18 protein-coding genes are annotated in these 15,685 nt (G+C 66.0%); 9 read left to right on the top strand and 9 right to left on the bottom strand.

Features of this window, described 5'->3' with window-relative positions:
* The first annotated feature begins 142 nt into the window (after window positions 1–142).
* From DL519_RS13465 to DL519_RS13490, 6 genes are read left to right on the top strand one after another with little or no spacing between them, the layout of a single operon-like run.
* A complete protein-coding gene (locus DL519_RS13465) occupies window positions 143–1,177 on the top strand; it encodes a Gfo/Idh/MocA family protein (RefSeq protein ID WP_190815142.1) in 1,035 nt (344 codons plus the stop codon).
* A complete protein-coding gene (locus tag DL519_RS13470) occupies window positions 1,167–2,078 on the top strand; it encodes a sugar phosphate isomerase/epimerase family protein (protein WP_190815144.1) in 912 nt (303 codons plus the stop codon). Before DL519_RS13465 ends, DL519_RS13470 begins: the two co-directional genes overlap by 11 nt.
* Window positions 2,078–3,382 (top strand): M20/M25/M40 family metallo-hydrolase, encoded by a 1,305-nt coding sequence (locus DL519_RS13475; protein WP_190823960.1) that lies wholly within the window; start codon window positions 2,078–2,080, stop codon window positions 3,380–3,382. Before DL519_RS13470 ends, DL519_RS13475 begins: the two co-directional genes overlap by 1 nt.
* Window positions 3,379–4,506 (top strand): Ldh family oxidoreductase, encoded by a 1,128-nt coding sequence (locus tag DL519_RS13480; RefSeq protein ID WP_190815145.1) that lies wholly within the window; start codon window positions 3,379–3,381, stop codon window positions 4,504–4,506. Before DL519_RS13475 ends, DL519_RS13480 begins: the two co-directional genes overlap by 4 nt.
* Entirely contained in the window at window positions 4,503–5,453 is a 951-nt protein-coding gene (locus DL519_RS13485) for a Gfo/Idh/MocA family protein (RefSeq protein ID WP_223838927.1), read from the top strand. Before DL519_RS13480 ends, DL519_RS13485 begins: the two co-directional genes overlap by 4 nt.
* Window positions 5,450–5,869 (top strand): DUF6917 domain-containing protein, encoded by a 420-nt coding sequence (locus tag DL519_RS13490; protein WP_190815147.1) that lies wholly within the window; start codon window positions 5,450–5,452, stop codon window positions 5,867–5,869. Before DL519_RS13485 ends, DL519_RS13490 begins: the two co-directional genes overlap by 4 nt.
* Window positions 5,870–5,985: 116 nt before the next feature.
* Here the strand turns inward: DL519_RS13490 and DL519_RS13495 are convergent, their stop codons facing one another.
* Both DL519_RS13495 and DL519_RS13500 read right to left on the bottom strand, forming a co-directional pair.
* Window positions 5,986–7,245, bottom strand: a complete 1,260-nt coding sequence (locus DL519_RS13495; RefSeq protein ID WP_190815149.1) for a nucleotide sugar dehydrogenase — start codon at window positions 7,243–7,245, stop codon at window positions 5,986–5,988.
* 63 nt (window positions 7,246–7,308) lie between these two features.
* Window positions 7,309–8,613 (bottom strand): hypothetical protein, encoded by a 1,305-nt coding sequence (locus DL519_RS13500; RefSeq protein ID WP_190815151.1) that lies wholly within the window; start codon window positions 8,611–8,613, stop codon window positions 7,309–7,311.
* 449 nt (window positions 8,614–9,062) lie between these two features.
* On the opposite strand from DL519_RS13500, the gene DL519_RS13505 reads away from it, so the two are divergent.
* A complete protein-coding gene (locus DL519_RS13505) occupies window positions 9,063–9,812 on the top strand; it encodes a bestrophin-like domain (RefSeq protein ID WP_449619142.1) in 750 nt (249 codons plus the stop codon).
* 347 nt (window positions 9,813–10,159) lie between these two features.
* On the opposite strand, the gene DL519_RS13510 is transcribed toward DL519_RS13505, so the two are convergent.
* From DL519_RS13510 to DL519_RS13540, 7 genes are all read right to left on the bottom strand, one after another.
* Window positions 10,160–10,396, bottom strand: a complete 237-nt coding sequence (locus DL519_RS13510) for an aldo/keto reductase (RefSeq protein ID WP_223838931.1) — start codon at window positions 10,394–10,396, stop codon at window positions 10,160–10,162.
* A 242-nt stretch (window positions 10,397–10,638) separates the two neighbouring features.
* A complete protein-coding gene (locus DL519_RS13515; protein ID WP_190815153.1) occupies window positions 10,639–11,277 on the bottom strand; it encodes a hypothetical protein in 639 nt (212 codons plus the stop codon).
* Window positions 11,278–11,284: 7 nt separating this feature from the next.
* A complete protein-coding gene (locus DL519_RS13520; protein ID WP_190815155.1) occupies window positions 11,285–11,887 on the bottom strand; it encodes a hypothetical protein in 603 nt (200 codons plus the stop codon).
* A gap of 17 nt (window positions 11,888–11,904) precedes the next feature.
* Window positions 11,905–12,720 (bottom strand): EndoU domain-containing protein, encoded by an 816-nt coding sequence (locus DL519_RS13525; protein WP_190815157.1) that lies wholly within the window; start codon window positions 12,718–12,720, stop codon window positions 11,905–11,907.
* Window positions 12,721–12,857: 137 nt separating this feature from the next.
* A complete protein-coding gene (locus DL519_RS13530; protein WP_223838932.1) occupies window positions 12,858–13,079 on the bottom strand; it encodes a nucleoside triphosphate pyrophosphohydrolase family protein in 222 nt (73 codons plus the stop codon).
* Between the two features lie 212 nt (window positions 13,080–13,291).
* Window positions 13,292–13,504: a DUF397 domain-containing protein gene (locus DL519_RS13535; protein WP_190815160.1), complete on the bottom strand. Its 213-nt coding sequence runs from the start codon at window positions 13,502–13,504 to the stop codon at window positions 13,292–13,294.
* 28 nt (window positions 13,505–13,532) lie between these two features.
* Window positions 13,533–14,339 (bottom strand): helix-turn-helix domain-containing protein, encoded by an 807-nt coding sequence (locus DL519_RS13540; protein WP_190815162.1) that lies wholly within the window; start codon window positions 14,337–14,339, stop codon window positions 13,533–13,535.
* Between the two features lie 586 nt (window positions 14,340–14,925).
* Here DL519_RS13540 and DL519_RS13545 point away from each other — a divergent pair.
* Together DL519_RS13545 and DL519_RS13550 are read left to right on the top strand one after the other, a co-directional pair.
* A complete protein-coding gene (locus DL519_RS13545; RefSeq protein ID WP_190815164.1) occupies window positions 14,926–15,138 on the top strand; it encodes a hypothetical protein in 213 nt (70 codons plus the stop codon).
* A complete protein-coding gene (locus tag DL519_RS13550; protein ID WP_190815166.1) occupies window positions 15,135–15,395 on the top strand; it encodes a hypothetical protein in 261 nt (86 codons plus the stop codon). The genes DL519_RS13545 and DL519_RS13550 overlap by 4 nt, the downstream gene beginning before the upstream one ends.
* Window positions 15,396–15,685: the final 290 nt, after the last annotated feature.

A 15,685-nucleotide genomic window follows, 5' to 3' on the forward strand; every position in this document is an offset into this window, starting at 1 on the left:
CATGTTTCGTTGTCACTTCCACCAGACCTCTGAGGACAGTAACTTCGCTCCGACCGGACTTCCGCCGAGCCGAGTTGTTTCGATCGGCATGGAACCGCTTATCCGGCCCCCCAAAATCAACCCGCAAGGGCTACGGAGTACGATGCTGCAACCATTCGTGGTCGGCCTTGGCCGGGCAGGTGCCGGCCTGCATTTACCGGTCCTGGCAAAAGCGCGAGCCGCCGCGAGCGAACTCTTCCGGCCCGGTCCCGTCGTCGCCTGCGACCCCGACCCGGACAAGCGCCCGGCCACTCCCGGCGTGACCACCGTCGACTCCGCACGCGCGGCCGCAGAACGACTGGACCCGGATGGCACCGTGGTACACCTCTGCACGCCGCCGCAGAATCGGGCCGAAGCGCTCACCGGCCTCGCCGAACTCGGCTTCCAGCGGTTCATCATCGAGAAACCCCTCGCCACCGGTGTCGATGAGCTCGGTGAGATCAGCGCGCTGCGCGGCCGGCACGGGCTCGACCCGGCGGTGGTGACGCATTGGCTGGACTCCGAGCTCACCCGCCGGCTCGTGTCATTGATCCGGCAGCAACGGCTCGGTGAACTCCGATCAATCACGGTGGCGCAGCACAAACCCCGGTTCACCCGCTCCACCGGGACCGACGGGCACCCGACGGCGTTCGACGTCGAGGTACCGCATTCCCTCGGCGTAGTGCTGCACCTGGCCGGGCCGGCGACGGTCCGGCACGCGAAGTTGACCGACATGCACGGACCGAGCGCCGTGCTCCCCCGGATGGGCAGCGCACGGCTTGTCCTGCAGCACCAGAACGGCGTCGTCACCGAGATCTTCTCCGACCTGACCGCACCGGTGAAGCAACGCCAGATCACCTTGGAATTCGACCGCGGCCAGGCGATCGGCCACTACCCCATCAGCGACAGCGACGACCACGCACAGCTGGTGATCCGCGGCGAATCCCCGGGCCGGGAGATCTTCCGCGATGACGCACTGACCAGCTTCATGGTGCGCGCCTACCGCCATTTCCAAGGATCCGAGCGCAGCGACCACGGGACGTTCGACCTGCACTGCGACGTCGTCGGGCTGCTTGCGGCTGCGAAGCAGCACTGCCTGGCGGCCGAGCAGGTCGTCACGTCCACGCCGAAAGGCAGGATTCTCCACGATGCGTGCTGAACAACCTCCCGCGCCGAACCCGCTCGCCGGTATCGGAGACGAAGCGGCCACCGCGCTGACCGACCAGATCACCGCCGTCAAACGTCTCGGCTGGTCGGCGATCGAACTGCGCACAGCAGACGGGATCGCGCTGGCGGATCTGGACGCGCAGCAGTTCTCCGGCGTGCTGCGCACCGTCCGCGCCGCGGACCTCGACGTGGTGTGCCTCGCCTCCCGAATCGGCAACTGGTCCCGGACCATCACCTCGCCGTTCGCCGACGACATGCACGAACTCGACGTCCTGGCGGAACGTTGCCACCAACTGGGCACCCGGTTGATCCGCATCATGTCCTACCCCAACGACGGCCTTCCCCACACCGAGTGGCGTGATCGCGCGCTGGCGCGCGTCACCCGGCTGGCCGAACGCGCCGCAGAGCACGGCGTCACGCTGGTGCACGAGAACTGCGCGGGGTGGGCAGGCAGCAACGCCGACCGGATGCTGGAACTGGTCCACGAGGCCGGCGGTGCCTCGCTGCGGTTGCTCTTCGACACGGGCAACGGCGTCGAGTACGGCTACGACTCCCACGACTTACTCCGGCGAATCCTGCCGCACGTCGCGCACGTGCACATCAAGGACGCGATCGGCGAGCCGGGCGACGCCGCATACGTCCTGCCCGGCGAAGGGCAGTGCCGCGTCGCCGAAAGCCTGCGACTGCTGATCACGTCCGGCTACCCGGGAGCCTTGTCGATCGAACCGCACCTGCTCAACCGGCCGCATGAAGGCATCCAGGCGGCCGGTTCCGACGCGGAGCCGTTCGTGCAGGCCGGCCGGCGCCTGGAAACGCTGCTGAACGAAGCGGGAACGCCCGCCGCGCTCGACGAGCCGGATCGGTCCGCCAAGACCGGGCACGTCACGTCGTGATGCAGCGCGAGATCTTCGGCTGCGACGATCGGGACCTACTTCTGCACCTGCTGGCGACCCCCACCGTCGGGCCGTTGGAAGCGTCCGCAGCCGACCCACCACCGCAGCTGTGGCAAGCGCAGCGCAGCTACGCCCGGGCTGCTGCCACCCTCGGATTCCAGACGGTGCGCCACGAAAGCCCGGCACCTGACGTCTTGGCGCGTGCCGACGTACCGCGCACCGTGCGCGACGCCGCAGCAGACCCGCACTTCCTCGCACAACAACCGAGCCTGGTACTCCGCCTCGGCCCCGAGCTCCCGCGCGAGGCCACCGTGCTGTTCAACGTCCACCTGGACACGGTCGCCGGCGTCGAACCGGTGGCCTTCCACGACGGACGCTTCACCGGACGCGGCGCCATCGACGCGAAAGGGCCGGCGGTGGCCCTGCTCGCGGGCATCCGCGACGCCACCCGGACCAACCCCGCACTCGGGCGCGACGTCGGAGTCCTCGTGCAGGCCGTGTCGGGCGAAGAAGGCGGCGCGATGGGCACCTTCGGGACCCGCCCGCTCGTGGAGTCCGGTTTTTTCGGCCGTCTCAACATTTTCTGCGAACCGACGGGCCTGCAGTACCTGCCCCGTGCGACGGCCTCGATGACGGCGTGCGTGCAGGTGGACGGCCACGGCGCCATCGACGACCGGCCCGACACCGGGCACAACGCCACCGTGCTCCTCGGTTTCCTAGCCCAGCACATCGCCCGTGAACTCGATCCGCGGCACCGCCCGGGCCGGCTCTGCGTCGCCGGAATCCACACCGGCGACCTGCACAACCGGGTCTACGGCAGCGGAAAACTGCTGATCAACCTCTCCTACTCGAACGCTTCCGAGGGTGCTGCGGCGGAGGCCGAACTGCTCGCAGCGGTCAACAGCGGAGTCGAGCAGTTCACCGCGACCTTCGCCGGCACCCGAGAAGTCGCCCGCACCGCGGCCGACGCCTCGTCCATCACCCGCGTGGACTGGCTCAAGCGCGGCTTGCCGTGCCTGCACAACTCCGCGGCGTGGGCCGAAGAACTCCTCACCAACGCCGGTGCGGCTCGCTGGCCGGACAGCACCCCAGCCTTCACCTGCGACGCGATCTGGATGCACGGCGTTCCCGACACCTACACCGCAGTGCTGGGTCCCGGAACCCTCGACGGGAACAACGCCCACGCCGAAGGGGAATACGCCGAGCTGGACGAACTCCGGAGATACGCGTCCATCGTGTCCTCGCTGCTCACCGGCTTCGCCGATCAGCACCGCCGCCAGTTACAGGAAGGGAAGATCCGATGACGCTGCAACAGCGAACGCGGGCCGCCTCGGGCACCGTCCAGGTACGCTACGAAGACCTGCACGCCTGGGTCAGCGAACTGTTCACCGAACGCGGGATCCCGCCGCACCGCGCACGCACTGCCGCTTCCGCGCTGTGCCACGGCGACCTGACGGGATTCGACTCGCACGGCGTGTTCAACCTGTCCCGCCTCTACTTGCCGCTGTTCGACTCCGGCCGCGTCGACCCGGCCGCGGAGCCGGAGATCGTCACGGACACCGGTGCGTGCGCCGTCGTCGACTCGCGGCGCGCACTCGGCCTGTGGTCGGCCGCCGAAGCGATGGACACCGCCGTCGAACGCGCCGGAAGACACGGGATCGGCCTGGTGTCCGTCCGCGACGCGACGCACTTCGGCTGTGCGGGCTATCACGCGACACGTGCCGCCGAGCGGGGCATGGTCGGTATCGTCGCGAGCAACTGCGGAGGCCAACGCATTGCCCGGCCTCCGCTCGGCGCGCTGACGATGCTCGGAACCAATCCGCTCGCCGTCGCTGCCCCAGCCTTGCCGGACCACCCATTCGTACTGGACATGAGCACCACAGTGGTTCCCACCGGCAAGGTGCGCATCGCCGCGAGCCGCGGCGAGACCATTCCACCAGGTTGGCTCACCGACGACGCCGGAAACCCGGTCACCGATCCCGCTGTCTTCGACCGCGGCACGGCGCACCTGGGTTGGCTTGGTGGTTCCCCGGAAACCGGCGCCTACAAGGGTTACGGCCTGGGTCTCGTCGTCGAGTTGCTGGCCGCGTTGCTACCCGGCGCCGACCTCGGCCCCGCGCCGGCGGCCCTGCAGGGCGACGGCGGCCCGCACGGACGCGACGACGGAATCGGCTTCTTCGTCCTGGCGATCGCGCCGGATCTGCTTCGCCCAGATGGCGCCTTCGGCGCCGACGCGCACACGATGTTCACCACCCTGGCCGACTGCCCGCCGGCAGCCCCGGGCAACCTTGTCCGGTATCCCGGCTGGTGGGAGGCCGAACGAGCCCTCGAACGCCACCGTTGCGGAGTCCCGATCCCCGCACACGTCCACCGCGAACTGCTCGAACTCGGGCTGCCCAGCACCGAACCGGCGGGTGAGCACCAGTGACCCCGACAGCCGGGAACGCGCGACAGGTGGCCATCGTCGGCCTGGGCACGATCTCGAAGTACTACCTGGACGCGATCCACCACGATCCCGGTTGGACGTTGGCGGCGGTGTGCGACATCCGTTCCGAAGCGCTGACACCGCACCGATCCGGCACGCCGTGCTTCGGCGACCACCGCACGATGTTCCAGGAGGTCGCCCTGGACGCCGTGGTGGTCACCGCGCCCAACGACGTCCATGCGGCGGTGTGCCGGGACGCCCTGCGCGCGGGTCTCCCGGTCTGCGTGGAAAAGCCGTTGGCGGTGTCGCTCGACGACGGCCGCGAGCTAGCGGCGCTGGCCGACGCCACCGGGACACCGCTGTTCACCGCCTTCCACCGCCGGTACAACGAGAACGTGTTGCGCCTGGCGGACCAGGTCCGCCGGAGCGGCGCCATCGAGAAGCTGACCGTCCGGTACAACGAACTCATCGAAGACCACATAGGTACCGACAGCTGGTACCTGGACCCGCTGCGGTGCGGCGGCGGATGCGTGGCCGACAACGGGCCCAACGCCTTCGACCTGGTTCGCATGTTCGTCGGCGATGTCACGGTCGCGGCCGCGAGCGTGCGACGCGACCAGCGCGGAACGGACCGCCGAGCCGTGATCGAACTGCGCTCGGCCACCGGCATCCCGGCCACCGTCGAACTCGACTGGTCGTATTCCGGGGAGATCAAAGACGTCGACGTCCTGCTCTCGGGCGGAACGCGGTTCCATGCGGACATGCTGGCCGGTCACCCTGGCTTCAAATCCTCGCTGTGGCACGAATACGCCGGAATCCTCGGCGACTTCGCCGCGACCATCTCCGGTGCCCCGCGAGAGGACGGCGGCCTACCGGCACTCGACCTCGTCGCACAGAGCTATCGAATCGAACGAGCCGGCGTCCTGGCGCCGGAAGGGCAGGCAAGGTGAATTTCGAAGAGGACGGCCCGAAACGAGCCGTCAGCGGCACGCTGGTGAAAGTGCTGCTGCACCGCCGGGAACAACGGGGCATGTCCCTCGAACCGCACGCGAGCCGCTGTGTCCGGCGAGGCGAGGTCCACGAGCTGGTGACCACCGACCACGAGGACACCTCGCCCGGCGCCCGCATCGACCGCGTCGGCTTTCTGGGGTTCGCCGAGATCGGGTGCGCCGGTGTGATCGACCGCGGCGACGAGTTATGGATCGGGGCAACGCTGCTCGGGACCGTGCTGGGCTTCGACGCTTGCCACTTTCCGAACCACTACAACATTCTGATCCAAGCCGAGACACCGGTGACCGGTGCGGACCTGCGGCTCGAGTCGGAAATGCCGGTCACATTCGCCCCCGCGCTGCTACCCGCGAAGTGAACCACCAGCGGCGAAACGCGGCCGGTGCCACCCCCACGGGATGAGCACCGGCCGGTTTGTCCGGTGATCTCGCCGACGATGGTCAGGGGTTGCAAAACGAGTTCACGAACAGGCCGTCACAGCAGGGTCACGTTCGTGCCCGTGCTTCGTCCCCGGGTGTCCAGCAGCGCACACCTGGAGGCGGCGAGCTCTACCGGGTCATAACAGGAGTGGTCCTGCATCAGGATCGCGATGTCCGCGGTCTGCAGCGCATCGGCCAGCTGGTCCACTTTGACCAGTGCCGCCCCGTCCACCGTGAACGACCGCACGTTGGGATCGTGGAAGCGGACATCCGCGCCTCGAGCCAGCAGGCCGCGCGCAACCGGGAACGCCGGCGACTCGCGCGTATCGGCCACATCCCGTTTGTAGGTCACGCCCAGCAGCACCACCCGCGCACCGGAAACCGGCTGCCCCTGCTCCTCGAGGAGCTTCGCCACCCGGATCACCACGTGCTCCGGTATGCGCTGGTTCACGTCTCTCGCGGCGGCGAGCATGTTGAACGAAAATCCCACGCTGTGCGCCTTGCTCTGGAGGTACAGCGGGTCGACCGGGATGCAATGGCCCCCGACCCCCGGTCCGGGGTGGAACGCGGCGAAACCGAACGGTTTCGTCGCAGCGCAATGCAGGACATCCCAGACGTCAATGCCCATCTGGTCGCAGAACAGCGCGACCTCGTTCACCAACGCGATGTTCACGTAGCGGTAGGTGTTCTCCAGGATCTTGGCCATCTCGGCCTCCCGCGTGCCACGGGACACCACGAGGGTGTCGACGAATCGGCCGTAGAACGCGACACCGTACTTGGCGCAAAGCGGAGTAACACCGCTGATGATCTTTGGCGTGTTCTGTACACCGAACGCCGCGTTGCCCGGGTCGATTCGCTCCGGCGAGTAGGCCAGGTGGAAATCGCCACCGGCGCGCAGCCCGCTGCCCCGCTCCAGGATCGGGAGCACCACCTCCTCGGTGGTGCCCGGATATGAGGTGGATTCCAGCACCACGAGGGTGCCGGGGCGCAGGTGCTCGGAAACCGTTCGGGCCGCCGTCCGCACCGCCATCAGGTCCGGCTCACCGGTGTCCGACAGCCCCGTGGGCACGCAGAGCACGATGGTGTCGGCGTCGCCGAGCACCGAAGGGTCGGTGGTCGCGGTGAATCCGTTCGCTGCCATGCCGGCGATCACCTCGTTGGAGACGTCCCGGACGTGCGACCGACCAGCGTTGATCTCGGCCACCACTCCGCTGTTGATGTCCAGGCCGATGACTGCTAAACCGGCTTCACACGCCCGGGCTGCCAGCGGCAACCCGACGTAACCGAGCCCAACGACGACCAGTTCTGCGGACATGCGCGACTCCTAGCTACTCGTCTTGTTCAACAAGCCGAACCGATGCGAAGCTCCCGCGCGAGGTCACTTGCCGGCACGGGTCGCCGAGGACAGCGCACCGACGCTGACCATCATCACCAGCACACCGAGGATTGCGATGAAACCCGCTACCTTCTCGGGCGATTCCCGCATGACACTGGGTTCGGTTTGCTCGTAGCGCGGCGCCGGAGACTCATCGAGTGGCGAAGCAGGCGCGGCGCCAGGGGGCGTGACGGACGGTGCGGCGGGCACCACCGCATGCGTGGTGGCTCGCACCAGATGTGCGGATTCCGCCACCTCACCCCCGATCAACGGTCTCCCGACAACCGTGAGGTCGACCGACTCCCCGGGGCTCGCCCGGCAGCGGTAGGAAAAAATCTCCCCCGGCTCCAGGCGTTCGACCTCGCGCCGGCAAGAAGCCGGCCGCCCGGTCACCACGACGTCGACCAGTGGCACCGATGAAGATATGTTCTGCACCGTGACCGGAACCTCGGCCGCATCCGTGCCCGGGATGTGCTCGATCTGCCCGATGTCCAGCGACACCGCCGCTTGCGGCGGGGGAAGCAGCTGAACCGGCCCGATCGCCTCCGCATGAACCGGCCAGCCCCCGAGGCTCCGGCCGCGCGCCTCCGCGGCCACCTGGCCGTGTAAGGGCGTTTTACCCGGGCAGGAAACCGCGCGCTGCTTTCCGGGATCGAGCCGGCCGATCGGGATGGGGCACGGTCCGGAATCGAGATCGGCCACCACGCCGACCAATGGCATATCACCAGTGTTGGTGATCACGGCGGTCTGGCTTAGCCGGTCACCAGGGAGGCCTTCCGCTGGAGTCGCCTCTGTGCGGATATCGATGGCAGGCTTCCCGGTGGTCCACACGACGTGCAGCGTCCAACCGACGCCGCAGGAAGCCCCGGGCCCCTGCCACGAGCCGTGGAAAGCGATCGTGCTCCCATCGGCAGCGAGCATGCCGGGCAGACGTTCGGTCACGTTCGCGTGTGCGATGTCGCCATGCGGACCCCCTGTAATGCGTTCGGCCACCACCTGCTCCGAACCGATCGGAAGCGCCGGCACGACCGGCTCCAGCTCCCCGAGGCCGGGAAGCAGACAGTCCTTCGGCTTGCCGGTCCACTGCCGTCCGGTCCACTGGAGTTCCGCATCGACAACCCGCTTTCCACGCGGGATTTCCAGCTTGGCCACCGACGAAGCACCGGGAGGCGAGACGCCTGTGATCGTCGTAGACCCCGCGCCGGGGTCATCCGGCTCGACCCGCGCGGCCCCGGGGAAGTACGCGGAGCAGAGCAGCGGCGCCAGCAACACCAGCGCGAACACGAGCAACCAGGATGGCCGTGACACACGCCGTTTCCGCACAGCATCTCACCGCCCTTCGTGCGTTTGCTCGGGAGAAGTTCCCACACCTGCTGGCCGAATCCAACCCGGCGACGACGTCCGCCAGGGTTTTCACATCAACCCGACTGGACCGTAGCAGGGACGAGGCGGGGTCCTGTAGGGGGCATTTCCGAATGTCCCCCTTGGACTCCACGGCCACATGTTCAGGCATTACCCGAGACCACACGGCGCCAAGAAGCGGTTGCGGATGCGCAGTATCCGTTCCCAACGACCGTTCAAGATCACCCTATCGTGTGAAGTTACCGGCACTAGTCACAAGACAGGTTTCACGTCAATCCGCAGCAGGTAATGTTTTTCGAAGGTCGAGTGGTTCCGCTCCGCATCCGCTCCCATTCTTGTCCTGTCAGGCAACCAAGAACGGAAGTTCCGTGCTTCTCCTCACCCTGCTGGCTTTGGTGCTGTTGCCCCTGTTCGTCGTCGGGTTCACCGTGCTCAACGCCCGCCGCAAGACCGCAGCCTCCGGTGAGGCGGACTCGGACTCGCAATCGTTCGCCGGCGGCGTGCTGAACGCCTTGTTCACCGTTGTACTGGCGTTCTACATCGTGTTCGCCTGGCAGAACGGCGACGACATCAGCAAGGCCTCAGACCAAGAGGCGAACGCGCTCATCGACACGCACTGGCAGGTCAGCAGGGCGCCCGAGCCACACGCAACCACCATCCAGGCTCTGACCGCCCAGTACGCAGCGCGGGTCGCCGACCACGAATGGTCCGCACTGGACCGGGGCGAGACCGACCCCGAGACCGACCGGTTGCTGAACTCGCTACGTGCCGAGGTGCTCGCGCTCCCTGCGGACACCGAGACGCTCAAGACGGCGCGGGAACAGTCGATGCAGAACGTCCGGCAGATCGACGAAGGGCATCGCCAGCGGGTCGACGTGGCCACTGATGACCAGAATTTCAACATCATGCTGCTAATGGCCAGCATCCTCGGAGGCGTGCTGATGATCGCATTCCCGCTGATCACCGGGCTTAGCATGCGGCCGGCCAACGTCGTGACGATGGTACTGCTGACATTGACCATCGGCTTCACCATCTTCATTTCGATCGAGCTGCTGCACCCGCTGCACGGACCGTTCGGCGTCGCCCCCGACGCCTTCAAAGCGGCACTGGACACGTTCGCCACCCACACAAGCACAGGGGCCTGACGCACCCGTCAGGTTCGCGGACCGTTCATCCGCCGCACGTAGTTGGCCGTGAACCGGCGGCGATCTAATCCGGCAGCTCACTCAGCAACGGCATGGCGATGTAGCTGCCCACGGCGTTCACACGGCGGCCGGTGCGTGCCGTCGCGGTCCGGATCAGGAACCGCGCCAGGCGGCCGGTGTCCGGTGTCCGGTGTCCTCAAGATCCATGACGAGATCCTTTGCTGCTTGTGCACCCATGCCGAACCTGACACCCACGGAAGCAGCAAAAGAGCCCATCTATCGCCATTTCGGCGATCTTCCCACGAGAATGCCGGTGCCCGTCGGGTCGTGAGTGCTGATGCCGGTTCTTACCGGTCTTGATTCCGATGAGTTGTGTTCTCGTCGATCAGGGCCAGCTCTTTGTCCGTCAGCGGCGGGAATTCGAGCGCCGTGACGTTGTGGTCCAGCTGCCGCACCGAGCTTGCCCCGACGAGCGCCGAAGTCACCTGCGGCTGCCGCAGCACCCATTGCAGCGCCAGCTGCGCCAGGGACTCGGAATGTCCTCGAGGTACTTGTCCGTCAGCACCAGGGCGACGAGCCCGCACGAGAGCCACGCCGGTACGGCACTACAACCTGCGCCGAACCCACCGGCCGCTTACCGTTCGGCGGTATCTATTTGTGCTGCTAAGGCTTTGGCCTTGCGTTCCTGCTACCCACAAGATCACAAACATGGACGCCCCGATCAGCGAGAACCCCCGGCGCAGGGGTCGCGCCGGGGGTTCTGCTGCGGAGGATAACGACGTGGGCGGACGCCGAACGGGCTCGATGCTGGTTGCTGTCAAACTGCTCAAGGCTGGTCGGTGAGGTTCAGCGAGGCAAGCGTGTTCTCACGGTCGCGGATGTATTCGAGGTCGCCAACCGTGGCCAGGCGGAACCAGTTCAGCAGAGCGGCCAGTGCATCCCGTTCAGGAGGATTCACCGGGATCTGTCGGGTGACTAGGCTCGCAGACAACAGGTTGACCAACATTCCCCATTCACCAACGCGGCTCAGCGTGCGGTACTCCTCCAACCGGTCAGGCGGGAGGCGATCGGCCAGCCGTTCCAGAAGGGCATGCGAATCCGCGCTGAGTTTGCGCAGGTCGTCATGGGTGACGACCCGCGGCTGATCGGCGACCTGGATCGCGGCTAGCGTCTGGCCACGGTTGCGGATGTAGTCGTAGTCGCCGGTGTCGGTGGGGACCACATCAAGCAGGTGGGTCAGCGTCTCCTTCTCTGCCGGTGTCACTTCGGTGTGGCGATTGACCAGCATCTTGCAGATTTCGTTGACCAACGACGCCGACTCGCCGGCTTCGCCCAGAGCGCGGTACGAAGCCAACCGACGCTGCGGGAGGCGATCGGCGAGCTGCTCCAGTAGCTCGCGCACCGCCTCATTCAGGAGGTTCAGCTGCGGAGGATGACGACGTGGGCAGACGCCGAACGGGCTCAAGGCCCGCTCAAGGCCGGTTGGTGAGGTTCAGCGACGCAAGCGTGTTCTCGCGGTCGCGGATGTATGCGAGATCGGCAACCGCTGCCGGGCGGAACCAGTTCAGCAACTCGGCCAGAGCCCGCTGTTCATGCGGCGTCACCGAGATCTCATCCTTGACCAGGCTGGCGCAGAGATTGTTGAGCATGATCGCTTGCTCTCCAACGAAGCTCAGGGTGCGGTTGCTTTCGAGATCGTGTGGTGACAGCCGGCCTGCGAAGCGCTCAAGCAGCTGCTGAGATTTAGTGTTGAGCCAGTTCTGGTCGGCGTTGGTGACCACTCGTGGTTGATCGGCAACCTGGAGCGAAGCCAATGTCTGATCGCGGTTGTTGATGTAGTCGTAGTCGCTGGCGTCGGCTGGCACCATGCCGAGGAGCTGGGTCAACGTGTCTTTCTCCGCCGGTGTCACTTCGGTGTGGCGGTTGACCAGCATCTTGCAGATCTCGTTGAGCAACAAGATCGACTCGCCCGCTTCGCCCAGCGCCCGGTACGAGGGCAGCCGACGCTTCGGGAGCCGGTCGGCGAGTTGTTCCAGCAGCTCGCGTGCACCCTCGTTCAGCTTGGCAGCATCCATCGTCGTCCTGTCTCCGCTCACTTGCTTGAGGATACCGGGTGCGGATTGCCAAACTCGTCGTTTTGCATAACGCCCTTTCCACGAACCGGGTAGCCGGTTTGGACTTGTCCGCCGGGAGTCACGTAACCCTCAATCTCCACACCGTCCCTGGTTCCGTTGAACTTGTAGTTCCCGCTTTTTTCCAGGGTGGGCGGGCTGTCCGGGTTCTTTGCGACATCTTCAACCGTGTCGATGATCTTGTCGTCATCCCAGGCTTTGGGAAACTCGGTTTTCCCGGGGTTTCCTGTTCCTGCGACGTGACCACCTTTCCCGTCGCCTTCGCCGTCGAGGATGTGGATTTGTTTGAGGTCCGGGGTATGGATGTCTGCCGGGTTCGGCTTCTCGCCCTCGACGTTATCCCAGGCAGTGGGTTCGGCGGTCTGCTCGACGCTCCGCTGGCGTGCGGCGTCGCCGTTGGGGGTGAACCAGCGGCCGTGTGTCGTCTCTCGCTGCGGTGGCCGTGGAAGCGATGATCGCGTTCTGCTGTCAGGTCGGGCCGGCGGCTCTCGCGGCGGGGTACTTGGTGCTCGGCTCGTCGCAACGCGGGGCTGGTATTGCTTGATCTGTTCGGTACAGCGACGCAGGACCTCCTGGGCGTGGGTGAGCTGGTCACCGCTTTCCTGTTGGTGCACAAGGGCTTGTTGCGCCTCATCGTCGTTGGTGCCGTCGAGCACCGAGAGACCGGTGCCGCCCTCCTCCAGCGCAGCCTGCGCCGTGCTGAGCTGTTCTGTCGCTTCGGCGAGCTTGCCCAGCACGAAGCTCAGCGCCTTGTCTACGTCCTCTACGGCAGACATGAACGTGATCGTGCCCGAGACCCCCGACGCCGACGCGCTCCTTTATATCCAGACCCGCGTTTCGTTGCGGAGTTCCTTGTTCCGTAGCGCTTCGTCGAGGTCGATGTTCTGTTGGTTGGCGATTGCGCACACGTAGATCAGGATGTCCCCAGTTCTTCGTCGACGGTCCCGGTGATCGACGTGTGGTCGATCGGGAGGTTTTCCGTTTTGCGGATGGCCTTGAACAGCTCGCCGAACTCTTCTCCGAGCTTGAGGGACTGCTCCAGCACAGTGCTGTCGGAGAACCCACGCTCATCCTCCATCTTCGCTACGTAGCACTGGAGGTCAGCGAGAGTCGCGCCCACTGGCAACGGATCCATCCTGATGGTCCTCCCGTGCTCGACGGGATGAGGCACTGTAGCGGGACGGCTACCGGCCACTACAGCAGGGCCAGCTGGTCATCTACGGCCCGATGTGGGTTTCTAGACCAGCCCAGCCGGAGCGCTTCACATGATCGACAAGTAGGTCCGGTCACCGCACAGAAGCGCCCCCAGCCTCCAAGCAGAGACAGGGGGCGCGCTGCGTGGCCGAGTCAGTCGAGCTCGCCGGACTTCACCCGGTCTAGGAACGCGGTGAAGACGTTCCCGCTGAACTCCAGCACCGGCCTATTCGGGTCGGCCACCTGCTTGGTGTCTCGGACGGCCCGGCCCGTGTCGGCGAAGCCAACTTCGACGCAGTTGCCGCCGTTCTCATTGGAACGCGTCGACTTCCGCCACGCGCTGTAGCTGTACCTCATGTCGGGCATCTCATGTGCCCCTTCCGTGTTTCGCTCTTCACAGGGGTTTGAGCGCATCGCCCAGCATCCCGCACGAGTCGTCGGGACTCAACGAGAGCCGTTCGAGAACCTCGACGGTGACCATATAGCGGTCGATGTCGCCCGGATCTTCCTGGTAGACCGCGCCCCGTTGGTTCTCCAGGTAGACGAAGGCTGGCGTGTCCTCCTCGGGGAACTGCATCATCACGAAGCTGCCTGACATGGCAGGGTGTGGGCCAGCCGAAAAGGGCACAATCCGCAGCGTGACGTGATCGAGCTTGGATGACTCGATTAGGTGCTCTACCTGGCGTCGCCACGTTGCAGAGTCGCCAGCGGGGCGTCGGATCACCGACTCGTTGATGTAGAAGTGGAGACGCGGCGGTTGGCCACCGTCGAGCCGCTCTTGACGTTCGCGGCGTAGACGCACCTGTCGTTCGATCTCGTCCTCGTTCATGTCAGGCCGGTTGGCCTTCATGAGCTCCCGGACATAGTCCGACGTTTGCAGGAGTCCCGGAACGTATTCGGCCTCGTAGTTCCACAAGTCAAGCGAGTCCGCTTCGAGCCCAACGAACTGCCGGAACCATTCGGGCACCGTATCTCGGTAGGCAGTCCACCACCCGCGTTCGTTGGATTCCTTGACCAGCTTCAAAAGGTAGTCGAGCTTCGCGGCATCGATGTCATAGAGCTGGCCAAGTGCTCGAACATGAGTCGCTTTGATCGCGATCTTGGCCTTCTCGATCTTGCTGACGGCCGACTCTCCCATGACGAGCCACTCGGCGGCGTCCTTAATCGTGAGGCCAGCGCCACGCCGTAGCTCGCGCAGCATGGCGCCAAGTTGGCGTCGGCGGACGCTCGGACCTGGACGTTTCGACACGTAGACCTCCCAACGTTGATCACAGGCGTGGACAGTCTCCCACGACCAGGACATGTCCTGAAGGAATCCTCCGAATGGGTGCTTGATACGCCTGTCCCCCAGCTCTTCTTGCCGTTAGGACATGTCCTATGGGACTCTCCTGGATAGCAGGTGATCAACAGAGAGTGCTGATCCGACTACGCCAAGGACTGTGTGTCGATGGGACGAAGCCTGATGCTGGACTCAAATGTGGGCGCATTCGCGCTCGCCGGATTCGTTTTTAGTGGTGCGTTCGTGGCTGTCGGGCTGGTGTCCACACGGGTGGTGGCGTGATGCCTCATCCGTTCCGGTGGGCGCCAGCCGATGGTCAACGGCACGCGAGTCTTGATCCGGCGCCGCATACCGGTTATCCGGCTGGTCTGGTCGTCAAGACTCGCTGCGAGCGTCAATTGCAGGTCGAGACCGGCGATATCCCGTGGTTGTGGAATGCCTGCCCGGCCTGCAATGCCAAGGCGCACGAGCTCGCGCAGTGCCCAATACCGCCCGTGGCGGGTGCGCGATGAACGCTCCCGACACCCGCAGGCTTGGACAGATGATGCGCGGCGTGATCATCGCGCTGGGCGTCGCCGACGACGACCTTGAGGCCGGCCGCTACGACGCCGCCGAACACGACCGCTTGGCGGTCTATTGCGACAACCTCTCGGCCGCACTCCGCGCCGACAGTAAGCCCGGTCATGTGCTGGTCGTCGATGCGAAGAGGACCGACGCATGATCGCAGCCTGGTTCGCCTTTGTTCTCGCCGTGCTCGCCGTCCTGATGTCGGTGGCGGCCGGCGGTTACTTCGATCCCGGGAAGCACGCCGGAGCCAATGAGGGAGCCCTCACGGTGGAGTTCCTGCTTGAGCGAGCGGCGGCGGAATCGCTTTCCGGCGGCCGCCATCGCCGACACCAGGGCCCACCGGTCTACGACGCCGTGACCGGCCCGTTGTACCAGCGCCGGGGTGCGTCGCGAGGTATGGGCCGTGACTAACGCACTCCTGTGGTTCGTGACCGTGCTGACGTTCACGCTCGTCTGGGCGTTCGTGGCCGTCGATCTTGTCGCCGAGTTCCGAGTTCTTCACCCCGTGTCGCGGCGCCGTGTGCGACAAGCGCGCCGCGCTGCCGAGGCGATCCGGTCCAGAGCCGCGGACCGGACTCCCGACGCCTCGCACGGGGCCTCGTCCCGCTGTCGCTGCGCCCCCGTTTGGGCAGTGGGGCGAGTCATGCCACCGGCCGGGGATTCTGTTCCTCCCGCCCCGGCCGGTGGCACCCCCACTCGCA

Source organism: Saccharopolyspora pogona (assembly GCF_014697215.1).
Classification (GTDB): Bacteria; Actinomycetota; Actinomycetes; order Mycobacteriales; family Pseudonocardiaceae; genus Saccharopolyspora; species Saccharopolyspora hattusasensis.

What these genes read in the sequence shown, in the direction of transcription:
- DL519_RS13465 (WP_190815142.1), top strand. Translation starts at nt 143, where the DNA reads ATGCTGCAACCATTCGTGGTCGGCCTTGGCCGGGCAGGTGCCGGCCTG.
- DL519_RS13470 (WP_190815144.1), top strand. Translation starts at nt 1,167, where the DNA reads ATGCGTGCTGAACAACCTCCCGCGCCGAACCCGCTCGCCGGTATCGGA.
- DL519_RS13475 (WP_190823960.1), top strand. Translation starts at nt 2,078, where the DNA reads ATGCAGCGCGAGATCTTCGGCTGCGACGATCGGGACCTACTTCTGCAC.
- DL519_RS13480 (WP_190815145.1), top strand. Translation starts at nt 3,379, where the DNA reads ATGACGCTGCAACAGCGAACGCGGGCCGCCTCGGGCACCGTCCAGGTA.
- DL519_RS13495 (WP_190815149.1), bottom strand. Translation starts at nt 7,245, where the DNA reads ATGTCCGCAGAACTGGTCGTCGTTGGGCTCGGTTACGTCGGGTTGCCG.
- DL519_RS13520 (WP_190815155.1), bottom strand. Translation starts at nt 11,887, where the DNA reads ATGGATGCTGCCAAGCTGAACGAGGGTGCACGCGAGCTGCTGGAACAA.
- DL519_RS13525 (WP_190815157.1), bottom strand. Translation starts at nt 12,720, where the DNA reads ATGTCTGCCGTAGAGGACGTAGACAAGGCGCTGAGCTTCGTGCTGGGC.
- DL519_RS13530 (WP_223838932.1), bottom strand. Translation starts at nt 13,079, where the DNA reads ATGGATCCGTTGCCAGTGGGCGCGACTCTCGCTGACCTCCAGTGCTAC.
- DL519_RS13535 (WP_190815160.1), bottom strand. Translation starts at nt 13,504, where the DNA reads ATGCCCGACATGAGGTACAGCTACAGCGCGTGGCGGAAGTCGACGCGT.
- DL519_RS13540 (WP_190815162.1), bottom strand. Translation starts at nt 14,339, where the DNA reads ATGCTGCGCGAGCTACGGCGTGGCGCTGGCCTCACGATTAAGGACGCC.
- DL519_RS13545 (WP_190815164.1), top strand. Translation starts at nt 14,926, where the DNA reads ATGAACGCTCCCGACACCCGCAGGCTTGGACAGATGATGCGCGGCGTG.
- DL519_RS13550 (WP_190815166.1), top strand. Translation starts at nt 15,135, where the DNA reads ATGATCGCAGCCTGGTTCGCCTTTGTTCTCGCCGTGCTCGCCGTCCTG.